Consider the following 13,211-nt stretch of genomic DNA (forward strand, 5'->3'; position numbering starts at 1 on the left):
CTCCCTTAATCCAGTGCCAGCCAGGTGGTCTTGAGTTCGGTAAACTTGTCAAAGGCGTGCAATGACTTGTCGCGGCCGTTGCCGCTTTGCTTGACGCCGCCAAAGGGCACCGTCATATCGCCGTCGTTGTAATTGTTGATAAACACCGAGCCGGCCTTGAGACGGCGCGCCAGCCGGTGGGCCCGACGCAGATCCGAGGTCCACAGGCCGGCGCCCAGGCCGTACTGACTGTCGTTGGCCAGTTGCACGGCATCCTCTTCCCGTTCAAAGGTGGTCACCGCCAGCACCGGTCCGAAGATCTCTTCCCGGGCCACCGCCATGTGCGGATTGACCTGCTCCAGCACGGTCGGTCCCATGAAGTTGCCGGCCTGATCCCGGCCGTCCAGGCCAAGCACGGCGCCTTCTTCCAGGCCCTCGGCAATGTAGCGGCACACGCTGCCGTGGTGATCGCTGTCAATCAAGGTGCCCATGGTGGAAGACGGATCCAGCGGATCCTTGGGTTTGAAGGCCTCGGCGGCCTTTTTCAGCTCGGCCATAAAGGCGTCCCTGATGCTGCTTTCTACCAGCAGCCGGGTGCCGGCGATACACACCTGGCCCTGGTTGTAGAAAATGCCGGCGGCCGAGGCCCGGGCGGCTTTCGCCAGATCCGGGCAGTCGGCAAAGACGATATTGGCGCTCTTGCCGCCCGCTTCCAGCCATACCCGTTTCATGTTGGAACGGCCGGCGTATTCCATCAGCAGCCGTCCCACCCCGGTGGAGCCGGTAAAGGTCAGGCAGTCCACATCCTCATGCAGGGCCAGGGCCTTGCCCGCCTCGTGGCCGAAACCGGGCAGCACGTTGAGTACGCCATCGGGCAGGCCGGCTTCCTTGGCCAGTGCGGCCAGACGCAGAGCCGACAGCGGCGACTTTTCCGACGGCTTCAAGATCACCGAATTGCCGGCGGCCAGCGCCGGTCCCAGCTTCCAGCAGGTCAGCAACAGTGGAAAGTTCCAGGGCACGATCGCGGCCACCACACCAATGGGCTCACGGCTGACCAGGGCCAGGGCATCGGGGCCGGTGGGGGCTATTTCACCGTAAATCTTGTCCACCGCCTCGGCATACCAGCGCATGCAGCGCACGGCGCCGGGAATGTCGTCCCGCAGGCTGTGACGAATGGGCTTGCCGGTGTCCAGGGTTTCCAGCAGCGCCAGCTCTTCGGCGTGCCGCTCCATCAACTCCGCCAGTCTCAGCAGCACCGCCTTGCGCTCGGCGGGGGCGGTCTGCGACCACGCGCCGGCCTCAAAACTGGCCCGGGCGGCCACCACCGCCATGTTGACGTCGGCCTCCCTGGCCCGGCTTACCTCGGCAAGGGGGGTATCGGTGGCGGGGTTGATTACCGCAAAGCGCTCTCCGGCCATGGCCTCGCGGTATTCTCCTTCAATAAACAGCCGGCTCTCGGGTTGCAGTTTGTTCGCTGCGGCCTGCCAGTAAGCCTTGTTTCTGAACTCCATGATGTGTCTCCGCCTTGATTACAGGTTGGCCGGGGTATGGGCGCTGATAATGCGGCACTCCCGGTCCGATGTATTGGTAAAGGTATGGGGCAGCCCGGTGTCGATAACATAGCTTTGCCCGGCCTGCAGCCGGTAATGCTCGCCGTCCACCGTCAGCTCGATTTGCCCTTCCAGCACGGTGCCCACCTCTTCGCCCTGATGCTTGAGGTGGCCGCCGGTACTGGTGCCCGGGGCATAGCATTCGATAAGAAATCCCAGCGCCCGCTGACGGTTGCCGTTGTGCACCAGCTTGAACGACACCCCCTGGCTGCCGATCTCCACCAGCTCCTCTTCGTTAATGACCACCTTGTTGCGGGTGAGTGCCTGCGGCTCGGCAAAAAACTCCGACAGCGACATGTCATACACCTTGAGCAGTTTTTGCAGGCTGCTGACCGCCGGGCTGACCTTGTCCTGCTCTATGGTGCAAATGGCACCGTGGGTCAGTCCCGACAGCTCGGCCACGCGGCGCTGGCTGAGCCCCAGCCGCCGGCGAATGTCCGCCAGCCGGCTGCCCGGTGCCAGTTCCTGAGCGGCGCTCATACCGCCTCCCGCACTTGAGCGTAGTGCTGGCAGGCGGCCACAAAACCATCGAACAGCGCCCGGGACAGGGCGTCGTCGCGGCTGTGCCATTCCGGGTGCCACTGCACGCCCAGGGCAAAGGGATGATCCGGCAGGCTGATGGCTTCCACCAGGCCATCGGGAGCGGTGGCTTCCACCCGCACACCGGTGCCGGTGGTTTTTGCCCCCTGCATATGCAGTGAGTTGACCTTCTGCACATCGCTGCCCGCCAGCTGCGCCAGCAGGCCGCCCGCCATGGGCTGAATGTCGTGGGCCGGGGCGTATTGCACCTCCAGGGGTTGTTCCTTGTTTTCCCGGTGCTCGGCAAACAGGCCGGTCTCGTGCAGGCGCCGGTGCAGGCTGCCACCGCTGGCCACCACCATTTCCTGAAAACCGCGACAAATGCCAAACAGCGGCAGCTTCATGGTCCGGGCGGCGGCGATCAGCCGCAGGCTGAGCCGGTCCCGACCCACATCGGTGTGCTCTTCCTCACCGGGCTCACCGTAATGATGCGGCTCCATATTGCTGTAGCTGCCGGTAAGCAGAATGCCGTCGAGGCGAGCCAGCATGGCCGCCAGGGCCTGCTCGTCCTCGCCCAGCTGATGCACCAGGGGCACCGGCACCGCCCCCGCGGCGGTAATGGCGTCCAAGTATTTTTGCTGCACGGTCAGGCCGGCATGGGGCCCCAGCTGCTGCTGGCACAGGATCACCCCCACCCAAGGTTTGTTAAATATATGAACCGCTGTCATCTTCGCTCACCCGCTTTAAATTTTGAACACTTGGCCGTTATCGCGCGGCCACCGTAAAAAATATAGTCAAAACCCTAGCACCAGCCCGCTTTCACCTCAACAATTTTTAACACTTGCAAAACATAATAAACACACATAAGTTATCAACGTAAATTATTTTTAACGGTCACATGGTGGTGAAATCATGCAAGCGAATACAACGGTAACGACCCTTCCCTCGGCCGACGAGCCGGCCCTTACTCCCTTTGAACAGGAGGCGGCCGCCTACCTTGCCCGCTACCCCCAAACCCAGTATGTGGACGTTTTACTGACCGATCTCAACGGCATCTTTCGTGGCAAACGGCTGCCGATCAGTGCCCTCGACAAGCTTGAAGCCGGCTGCTTCTTTCCCGCCTCGGTGTTTGCCATGGACTTTCGCGGCAACGTGGTGGAAGAAACCGGCATCGGCCAGGACATCGGCGAGCCGGATCTGCCCTGCTATCCCATCGCCGGCACCCTGGTGCCCTCGGCCTCGGATGCGGAAACCGTGGCCCAGCTGCTGCTGACCATGGTGGACGAACACGAACAGCCCTTTGGTCTGGAGCCCCGAAACGTACTCAACCGAGTATGGAAGCAGGTGAAGGCGCGCGGGCTGACCCCGGTAATCGCCCTGGAGCTGGAGTTTTACCTGGTGGACCGGGACCGGGACGAGCAGGGTCGGCTGCAGCCCCCCTGCTCGCCGCTGACCCAGAAGCGGGACACCTACAGCCAGGTCTATTCCGTGGACAACCTCAACAACTTTGCGGAGATTCTCGCCGACATCGACAATATCGCCGCCCTGCAGGGGCTGCCCGCCGACGGTGCCGTGGCCGAGGCGGCACCGGGTCAGTTTGAAATCAACATGCATCATGGCAGCGACGTGCTGGCCGCCTGCGATCAGGCGCTGGCACTGAAGCGGCTGATCAAGCTGGTGGCCGAGCAGTACGAGATGGACGCCACCTTTATGGCCAAGCCCTATGAGGAACACCCGGGCAGCGGCCTGCACGTGCACATCAGCGTGACCGACGAACAGGGTGACAACCTGTTTGCCGATGAACAGGGCGAGGACTCCCCGCTGCTGCAGCAGGCGCTGGCCGGCATGCTGGATCTGATGCCCGACAGCATGGCGCTGCTGGCTCCCAACATGAACGCCTTTCGCCGTTTTCAGCCGGGCATGTATGTACCGGTGCAGGCGTCCTGGGGCCACAACAACCGCACCGTGGCGCTGCGCATTCCTGCCGGCGACGACGAGGCGCGTCGCATTGAATACCGGGTGCCCGGTGCCGACGCCAACCCCTACCTGGTGGTGGCCACCATGCTGGCCGGCCTGCTGCATGGCCTCGACAACACGCTGCCGCTGCCGGAGCCGGTGGTGGGTAACGGCCTGGAGCAGGAAGGCCTGCCCCTGCCCACCCGCCAGAGCAGTGCCCTGGCCCGGCTTGAAGGCGACACGCCGCTCAAGCGCTACCTGGGCGAGGAGTTCGTTGAGGTATACCGCATCTGCAAGCAGGACGAACTGCTCGAATTTGAAAAGCGCATTACCGATATCGAACTGGAATGGATGCTGAAAAACGCCTGATGACGGCACCGGCGCCCCGGCCAATAACACCATAACAAGCCGGGGCGCTTTGCTTTTCGGGTGGATTGATATAAAAGAGCGCCCCCACAGGCGTCCCCTCGACCAAAAAAGGAAGATGATGATGGAACAGCCCAACTCCCTGGCCCTTACCCCCAGTGTCAAATGGCCACCGCTCTGGCGTGGCCTGGCGGTGGCCGTGATTGCCGCCCTGGCCTTTGCCTGGCTCGGTTTTACCCATGAATCAGGCAGCGACTACGGTGCCCTTAGCCTGCTGCCGGCGGCGCTGGTGATCACCATGGCGGTGCTCACCCGCAAAACCGTGGAGTCGCTGCTGGCGGGCAGCCTGCTTGGCCTGCTGCTGCTTGACCCGGCCAACCTGGTGAGCCCGCTGGCGGACGTCACCCTGGCGGTGATGATGGACGAAACCATCGCCTGGCTGATCCTGGTGTGCGGCATGATGGGGGGTCTTATCAACCTGCTGGCCCGGGGCGGTGGCGTGCACAGCTTTGGCGCCGTCATGACCCGGCTTATCAAGTCTCCCAGAGGCGCCATGGTAGGCACGGTCGGCCTGGGGCTGGTGGTGTTTATCGACGACTACCTCAATTCCCTGGCGGTATCGTCATCCATGAAGCGCATTACCGACCGCTTTCATATCTCTCGGGAAAAACTGGCCTATATCGTGGACTCCACCGCCGCCCCCATCTGCATTCTGGTGCCGGTATCCACCTGGGCGGTGTTTTTCGCCTCATTGCTGGAAGACGCCGGCGCCACCGAAAGCGGCCAGGGCATGTCTCTCTATGTGGCCAGCATTCCCTGGATGTTTTACGGCTGGGCGGCGCTGCTGGTGGTGGCACTGGTGGCCGCACGCAAGCTGCCGGATCTAGGCGCCATGAAGAAGGCCGAGGCCCGTGCTCAGGGCGGTCAGCCGGTGCCCAATGGCTGGCAGGACGAAGAAACGCCCGCCCCCGAGCGCAGCGTGCCCGGCTGGTTGGGACTGACCAACTTTCTGCTACCCATGGCGGTGCTGGTACTGGCCAGCGTGTATTACGACATCGATCTGCTGAAGGGCGTGCTGGTGGCCCTGGGCGTAACCATGGTGCTCTATTCGGTGCAGCGGCTGCTGTCGTTTCAGCAGCAGGTGGAGGCAACCCTGGACGGCTTCAAGGTGATGCTGTATCCGCTGGCCACCGTGTGCGCCGGCTTCATTCTGAAGGAGGTCAACGATCAGCTGGGCATGACCCGCTACATCATCGACACGGTCACACCGCTGCTGACGCCGGCGCTGTTGCCCGCCGTGGTGTTTGTGGTCATGGCCGCGGTGGTGTTCAGCACCGCCTCAAGCTGGGGCGTGTTCGTGATCTCCCTGCCCATCGTAGTGCCCCTGGGCCAGGCCATGGACGTGCCCATGCCGCTGGTGGTGGGTGCACTGCTGTCGGCCTCGGCCTTTGGCAGCCACGCCTGCTTCTTCAGTGACTCCACCGTGCTCTCGGCCCAGGGCGCCGGTTGCGACACCATGGATCACGCCCTGACCCAGCTGCCCTATGCCCTGATCGGCGGCGCCATCGCCCTGGTCACCCTGCTGGCCGCGGGTTTCTGGCTGGTGTAACAGACGGGCCCGGCTTTCGCCGGGCTAATCTGCCTGCACTAGATTCCTTGTCCCTCGAGTGCCCCACTGATGTGGGGCCTACAAGGGTTTACCCGTTTTGCTCCTGGCAATAGTCAATAAACACCTCGGGCCGGAGCGGCGGTGAAAACCAGTAGCCTTGTATCTGGGTGCAACCCATGGCCCGCAGCAGGGCCACCTGCTCGGGGCGCTCCACCCCTTCCGCCACCGTATCGCAACCCAGAATACGGGCCATGTGGATCACCGCCTGCGCCAACCCCCTGTCCTGTTCGTCGGTATCCATGCTGTCGACAAAGGCCCGGTCAATCTTGAGCACAGACACCGGCATGGTCTTGAGATAGGCCAGGGACGAATAGCCGGTGCCGAAATCATCAATGGCAATGCCGATGCCCGCCGCGGCCAGCTGGCGCAACTGGGCCAGGGCCAGATCCAGGTTCTGCATCAGCCCCGACTCGGTCACCTCAATCTCAATGGCCCCTGCAGGCAGGCGGCTGCGGCCCAGCCGCGTGATCAGGCTGTCGGCAAAGCCCGGCTGCATCAGTTGCAGCGCCGCCACGTTCACCGCCACGCGAAAATTCGGCGGCACGCATTCCTGCTCGAGCCACTGCTCCAGTTGCCCTATGGCGGTGTCGATCACCCAGTCACCCAGCCGCAGAATATCGCCGCTGCTCTCGGCAATGGGAATAAAGTCCGCCGGCGACACGCGCCCCAGTTCCGGGCTGGTCCAACGCAACAGGGCTTCGGCGCCGATCACCCGCTCATTCACCAGTTCCACCTTGGGCTGGTACACCAGAAACAGCTCCCGCTGCTCGGCGGCGGTGCGCAGGGCCTGGCGATAATGACTGAGGGTCAGCAACCGCTGCTCAAGCTCGGGCTCAAAACAGCGCCACTCCCCCGCCTTGTGCGGCAGCGCCATGGCCGCCTGACGCACCAGATGCTCCTCACCGGAGTGGGCAAGGCCGCTGTGACTGACGCCGATGCGGCAGTCCAGGTGCAACAGCAACTGCTCCACTTCCATGCCCTGCGTCAGGCGGCCGAGCAGCTCGCCCGCCCGCCGGGCCATACCGGTCGCCTTCGGCGCGCCAAAGTCGAGCACCAGCCATTCGCTGCTGCTCCAGGGGCCAAACACACAGTCCGGCTCTTGCAGCAGGGCCTGCAGCCGCGAGCTCAGGGTAAGGCTCAGGGTTTCTGCCACCCGTAAACCGTGCAGCCTGGCAATGTCTTCCAGGCCGTCGAGGGCGATAAAATAGAGCACCACGTCCCCCTCGAGGCGTTCCCCCAGGCACTCCAGCAGGCCCCGTCGGTTCAGCCGGCCGGTCACCGGATCACTGATGGCCTGTTGCTGCAGCTCCCGTGTACGCTGACGCACCTCGTCCTCAAGCCCCCTGGCCCGGTCGCTGCGCTCACGCAACAGGAAGTGCGCCTGCAAGGTATTGCGAATGCGCTGCAACACCTCCAGTTGATCAAAGGGCTTGTTAAGAAAATCCCTGGCGCCCAGGCCCAGGGCCCGCAACCGGGTGTCGGCATCGGTCTGGGCACTCAGCACAATCACCGGTGGTGCCCGCACGCCCCATTCGGCCTCCAGCCACTCGAGCACGCGATAGCCGTCGAGGTGGGGCATGCGAATATCCAGCAGCAGCAGATCCATCGGCTGTTCCTGCATGTGCCGGGCCAGTTGGCGCGGGTCGGTTTCACCACGCACCTGCCGGTAGCCCTCGTCTTCCAGCAGGCAGAGTAACAACTCCACGTTAATGGGATTGTCATCCAGCACCAGAATATGGGCACCGGCATGAGCCGGCGCGGTCATGATGCCTCCCCGGTCAGTTCATCCAGCAGCGCCAGCAAACGGGGAATGTCCACCGGCTTGGTCAGGTAGTCGCGAAACCCGGCCTTGCGGGCCTGGCGCACCTCTGCCGGCATGGCGTTGGCCGACAGCGCCACCACGGGCACCTGGCGCGTACGCGGATGGCGCCCCAGTAACTGCGCCGCCTCCACCCCGCTCATGCCGGGCAGGTTGACGTCCATCAGGATCAGATCCGGCGGGCTGGCACAGGCCATTTCAAAGGCCAGCTCCGCCGAGTGCACACAGGCGAGTTCAAAGTCGTCGAGCTCCTCGAACAGATCACGCAGCAGCCGCTGGTTGGCCGGGTTGTCTTCCACATAGAGTACGCTCTTGCCGCCGGCCGCGGCCACCTCCCGGGACGGCAGCTCCTGGGGCAAGGCCGCCGCCGGCCCGGAGGCCGCCAGCGGCAGGCAGAACCAGAACTCGCAGCCGTCTCCGGGAAAGTTCTCGACGCCAATTTCGCCCTGCATCTGCTCCACTATGCTCTTGGTCAGCGCCAGGCCCACGCCGGTGCCCTCGATGGCACCGTTCTCGGCACCCAGGCGGTTAAAGGGCTGAAACAGCTGATCGAGGTAGTCGGGATCTATGCCCTCGCCCGTGTCCCGCACCGAAATGCGCAGGCGTTCGCCGTCGCGACGGCAACGGATATCGACCTGGCCATCGGGGCGGTTGTATTTGATGGCGTTGGACAACAAATTGATCAGCACCTGCTTGAGTCGAGTGTAATCGGCGGTGACGGTGCCGCAGCGGCCCATCTGGGCCAGCAGCCGAATGCCATGCTGTTCGGCCATGGGCGAAAGAATGTCGCAGGCCTCGCGCACCACGTCGGCCACCTCAATGGACTCGAACGACATGTCGATGCGGCCGGCCTCGATGCGCGCCAGGTCCAGCACCTCGTTGATCAGCTTCAGCAGGTGGCTGCCGCTTTTGTAGATCTGTTCCACCTGGCGCAACTGGCGCTCGCCCAGCGGCGCTCGCCGGTTGTTTTGCAGCAGCTGGGCAAAGCCCATGATGGCATTGAGCGGCGTGCGCAGCTCGTGGCTCATGGACGACAGAAACTCGGTCTTGGCACGGCTGGCCTGCTCGGCCTGATCCCGGGCCTGACGCAACTGCTCGGTGACCGCTTCCCGTTCGCGCAGCTGGCGATAAAGGTTAATCAGCAGGGCGCAGGTGGAAGTAAAGGGCTCCAGCCAGGACACCAGCTTCTCATCGTAGTCTTCCCGGCCGTTGGCGATGGCATACATGCCGATCACCTCGCCATCATCAAAGATCGGTACCCCGAGGAAGTTGTGCAGGGGCGGATGCCCGGGAGGAAAACCGCCCCGGCGGGGGTCGTCCGCCATGCGATTGCTGAGGACTGTCCTGCCGCCGGCAAACACCTGACCCAGCATGCTGTCGGGGTTGGTCAGCAGCATCTCCCCCGCCTGCAGCCTGAGCATCAGCTGGCGGGACTCCTCGCTCCAGGACAGGTCGGTAATGGCGTGGATCTTGAGCGCCGGCCCGGTGTCGCCGGGCAGCACCTCGCCGATCAGGGAATAGTCACTGCCGGTCAGCTCCCTGAGCGCCTCCTGCAAGAATCCCCACAGCCGGTTGCCGGACATCAACGCATGATAGTCGGTCAGTCCCTTATGCAGCACGCTCAGCAGTCGCTGCTGCCGCTCCAGCTGGCGGGCGGCCTGCCGCTCCCGCAGCTCGGCCTGATGCATTTCACTGAGGTCGGTCAGAATGCCGATAAACTCCGCCTCGCCGTGGTGCTCGTCCAGGCGTACCTCGCCCACCGCCAGGTGTACCGGCACCGAGTGGCCGTCCCGGTGCAGGGCCGCCACCTTGCGTCCCTTGCCGATCACGCGGGCGTCGCCGCCCTCGGTATAGTGACGCAGATACTGGTCGTGGTGCTCGGCCCAGCGGGATGGCATCAGCCGGCTGACATTTTCCCCCAGCAGGGCGTCTCTTTGGTAACCCAGCAGGTTCAGGGCGTAATCGTTGATCTCTTGAATGTGGCCACGGCCGTCGATGCGCACGATGCCGGCCGCCGCCCCCTGAGTAATGGCCTCGTAACGGGCCAGCCGGTTGTCGCTGAGGCTGCCCTGTTCATTGAGCATTTGCCGTTTCCAGCGTAACCGCAGCAGGGCCCGGGCCTGACCGGCAAGCAATTCCAGCCGACGCAGTTCTTCTTCGCTCAGGGTGCGGGGCCTGGTATCCAGTATTGCCAGCACGCCCAGCACCAGGTCGGATTCCAGGTACAGGGGCATGCCCGCGTAAAAGCGCAGGCCGGGCTTCCCGGTAACCAGGGGGTGATCGGCAAAGCGCGCGTCCTGGCTGGCATCGCTGACCACCAGCGGTGCCCCGTCGGCCACCACCCAACTGCAAAAGGCGGCGTCCCGGGGGACTTCCTGTGCGCCAAGTCCGCGCTGGCTGCGAAACCACTGCCGCTCCTTGTCCGTCAGCGACACCAGCCCCATGGGCGCATTCAGCAGCAGACAGGCCAGCTCCACCAGCTGGTCGAATTCCGGATCCGGGGGAGTATCGAGCAGCTGCAACTGGTGCAGGCAGGCGAGGCGAGCCGGTTCGTTCGAGGGAAAGGGGGCAGAACTGTGCATGGTAACATCCCGTGTCTGAGCGTATGTCGCAACGGCGGCGCGGGCCGGAACGCCTATTACTGAGGCAGGCATCTTAACGTGGCCCCATAACAAAAACGACCCATACGGGTCGTTTTTGTTCAGCGACGGACCGGGGCTCAGGGGCTGCCCAGCAGCAGCCTGATGGCCATCCCCACCAGGGTGATCACTCCCACTCCGGCCAGGTAAAGTGCCGCAAACCACAGCCAGCCCTTTTTCCCGGCCATCAGTAACCTTCCTCGAAATCTTCCACCTTGCCGGAAAAGATACGGTACCCCCACAGGGTATAGGCGCAGATCAGCGGCAGGAAAATCAGAATGCCCGGCAGCAGGAACTTGAGGCTGGTGTCGGGGGCACTGGCCTGCCACAGCGTGAGCTGATGGGGGATCAGGTAAGGGAACAGGCTCACCACCAGGCCACCAAAGCCGAGCAGGAACAGGCCACAGGCCAGCCAGAAGGGCCGGGTTTCATGGGGCTCGCCGTCCAGATCCCGGTACAGTAAAAAGCCCAGCACCATGCTCAGCAGCGGCAGCGGCGACAGCCAGATAAAGTTGAGGCCGTCAAACCAGCGGGCGCTGACCTGTTCGTTGTCCAGCACCATCCACAGGCTCAGCGCCAGCAGAATGACCATGATGGCAAGCACCAGCCGGCGTCCCAGGTGGGCGGCCCGGGTCAGCACGGGGTCCCGGCTTTTCAGCACCAGGTAGCAGCAGGCCAGCAGGGAATAGGCCACCATCAGCGCAAAGCCGGTAAACAGGCTGAAGGGGCTGAGCCAGTCAAGGGCGCCGAGCTCTCCCGGCGCGGCGTCCACCCCCTGCACCACGGCACCGAGAATGGCCCCCTGGCAAAAGGTGGCCACGGTGGAGCCGAGCCAAAACGACTTGTCCCACCAGGGCTTGGAACGGTGTGACTTGAACCGGTATTCAAAGGCCACGCCGCGAAAGATAAGCCCGATCAGCATGATGATGATGGGCGTGTACAGGGTGGCCAGTATGCCGGCATAGGCGGCGGGAAAGGCGGCGAACAGCACTACGCCGCCAAACACCAGCCAGGTTTCGTTGCCGTCCCACACATGGGAGATGGAGCGCATCATGTGATCCCGCTCGCCCTCACTGCGAAACCAGGGGTAAAGAATGCCGAGGCCGAGGTCAAAGCCGTCCAGCACCACATACATCAGGACCGCAAAGCCCAGCAGCAAATAATAAAACAGCGCCAGATCCATCTCAGTTCTCCACCACGTCGTGTTGCAGTTTCTTCACCCAGGCCAGGGCAAAACCGGGGGCCTTGATGCCAATCATGTGTTGCTCCAGGCGGGCCATGTCGGGCGGGCCCTTGCGGATCAGCTTGGCCATGAAATAGAGGTATACACAGAACAGCAGGCTGTAGGTCAGCACAAACAGGGTCAGGGAAAACAGCACCCGCTCCGCCGGCAGCGGCGACACCACCTCCATGGTGCGCACCAGGCCATGCACCAGCCAGGGCTGACGGCCCACCTCGGCCACGTACCAGCCGGCTAGGGTGGAGATCACGCCGGACGGGATCATCAGCATCATCAGCCACTGAAAAGGCCGGCTTTCAAAATGGCCGTTCTTTCTGCGCAGCCACAGGCCCCAGAGGGCGGCACCTATCATCAGCACGCCCAGGCCCACCATGATGCGGAAGGAATAAAAAATCAGGGGCACATAGGGGCGCTCGTCGGCGGGTACCGACTTCAGGCCCTGCAGCTCGCCGTCCAGCTCGTGGGTGAGGATCAGCGACGCCAGCTTGGGGATCTTGATCTCAAAATGATTGGTCTCGGCCTCCATGTCGGGCACCGCGAACAGCAGCAGCGGCGCGCCGCGCTCGGTTTCCGGCCAGATCCCCTCCATGGCCGCCACCTTGATGGGCTGGTGCTCTTTTACGTTGAGGCCGTGAAAATCCCCCACCAGGGCCTGCACCGGTGCCAGCAGCAGCGCCGCCCACAGTGCCATGGACAGCCCCTTGCGGCCAAAGGCCAGATCCCGTTTTTTATACAGATACCAGGCGCTGACACCACCGATAAGGAAGGTGGCGCTAAGCATGGCCGCCAGCAACATGTGGGTCAGGCGGTAGGGCACGGACGGATTGAAGATCACCTCCATCCAGCTGGCCACCTCAAAGCGGCCGTCCACCAGCTCGTACCCCGCCGGGGTCTGCATCCAGGAATTCGCGACGATGATCCAGAAGGCGGAGATCCAGGTGCCGACCGCCACCACACAGGTGGAGAAAAAGTGCAGTCTTTCCCCCACCCGCTGCCAGCCAAACAGCATGACCCCGAGAAAACCCGCTTCCAGGAAGAAGGCGGTCAGCACTTCGTAGGCCATCAGCGGCCCGAGCACGGCACCGGTGATTTCGGAAAAGCGGGAGAAGTTGGTGCCAAACTCGTAAGACAGCACGATGCCGCTCACCACCCCCATGCCAAAGGTGATGGCAAAAGGCTTGATCCAGAATTTGGCCAGCTGAAAATACACCGGATTACGGGTTTTCAGCCAGAGCCCTTCCCAGATAGCAATGGCGGTGGCCAGGCCAATGGTGATGGCCGGAAAGATAATGTGAAAACTGACGGTAAAGGCAAACTGTATTCGCGACAGTATGGCGGCATCGAGCTCCATGGATCCTCCTTAACGGGCCAGTTGGCGGCGTACCAGGGCCGGCAGGCCCGCCATCAGAAGAAC

At 63.3% G+C, this 13,211-nt stretch carries 9 protein-coding genes; 2 read left to right on the forward strand and 7 right to left on the reverse strand.

Features of this window, described 5'->3' with window-relative positions; genetic code table 11:
- Positions 1-5: 5 nt before the first annotated feature.
- From puuC to puuD, 3 genes are read right to left on the reverse strand one after another with little or no spacing between them, the layout of a single operon-like run.
- On the reverse strand, positions 6-1,490 hold the full coding sequence (gene puuC / locus B6S08_RS08085) for an aldehyde dehydrogenase PuuC (RefSeq protein ID WP_094200206.1): 1,485 nt from the start codon (positions 1,488-1,490) through the stop codon (positions 6-8).
- A gap of 18 nt (positions 1,491-1,508) precedes the next feature.
- A complete protein-coding gene (gene puuR, locus B6S08_RS08090) occupies positions 1,509-2,069 on the reverse strand; it encodes an HTH-type transcriptional regulator PuuR (protein ID WP_094200207.1) in 561 nt (186 codons plus the stop codon).
- Complete coding sequence (gene puuD, locus B6S08_RS08095; RefSeq protein ID WP_094200208.1) at positions 2,066-2,836, reverse strand: gamma-glutamyl-gamma-aminobutyrate hydrolase; 771 nt, start codon at positions 2,834-2,836, stop codon at positions 2,066-2,068. The genes puuR and puuD overlap by 4 nt, the downstream gene beginning before the upstream one ends.
- A gap of 184 nt (positions 2,837-3,020) precedes the next feature.
- Between puuD and B6S08_RS08100 the strand changes: the two genes are divergently transcribed.
- Both B6S08_RS08100 and B6S08_RS08105 read left to right on the forward strand, forming a co-directional pair.
- Positions 3,021-4,433 (forward strand): glutamine synthetase family protein, encoded by a 1,413-nt coding sequence (locus B6S08_RS08100; RefSeq protein ID WP_094200209.1) that lies wholly within the window; start codon positions 3,021-3,023, stop codon positions 4,431-4,433.
- Between the two features lie 121 nt (positions 4,434-4,554).
- Complete coding sequence (locus tag B6S08_RS08105; protein WP_094200210.1) at positions 4,555-6,039, forward strand: Na+/H+ antiporter NhaC family protein; 1,485 nt, start codon at positions 4,555-4,557, stop codon at positions 6,037-6,039.
- Positions 6,040-6,127: 88 nt separating this feature from the next.
- Here B6S08_RS08105 and B6S08_RS08110 read toward each other — a convergent pair whose 3' ends face one another.
- The 4 genes from B6S08_RS08110 to B6S08_RS08125 all read right to left on the reverse strand — a co-directional run bounded on the left by B6S08_RS08110 (position 6,128) and on the right by B6S08_RS08125 (position 13,148).
- The gene (locus B6S08_RS08110) at positions 6,128-7,864 is read right to left on the reverse strand and encodes an EAL domain-containing response regulator (protein ID WP_094200211.1); all 1,737 of its coding nucleotides are present in this window, start codon (positions 7,862-7,864) and stop codon (positions 6,128-6,130) included.
- The gene (locus B6S08_RS08115) at positions 7,861-10,500 is read right to left on the reverse strand and encodes a GAF domain-containing protein (protein ID WP_094200212.1); all 2,640 of its coding nucleotides are present in this window, start codon (positions 10,498-10,500) and stop codon (positions 7,861-7,863) included. The genes B6S08_RS08110 and B6S08_RS08115 overlap by 4 nt, the downstream gene beginning before the upstream one ends.
- A gap of 244 nt (positions 10,501-10,744) precedes the next feature.
- Positions 10,745-11,740 carry a cytochrome d ubiquinol oxidase subunit II gene (locus B6S08_RS08120; protein WP_094200213.1) on the reverse strand — a complete coding sequence of 332 codons (996 nt, stop codon included), beginning with the start codon at positions 11,738-11,740 and terminating at the stop codon, positions 10,745-10,747.
- Position 11,741: 1 nt separating this feature from the next.
- Complete coding sequence (locus B6S08_RS08125) at positions 11,742-13,148, reverse strand: cytochrome ubiquinol oxidase subunit I (protein WP_094200214.1); 1,407 nt, start codon at positions 13,146-13,148, stop codon at positions 11,742-11,744.
- Positions 13,149-13,211 lie beyond the last annotated feature (63 nt).

This window comes from Oceanimonas doudoroffii (genome assembly GCF_002242685.1).
Lineage (GTDB): Bacteria > Pseudomonadota > Gammaproteobacteria > Enterobacterales > Aeromonadaceae > Oceanimonas > Oceanimonas doudoroffii.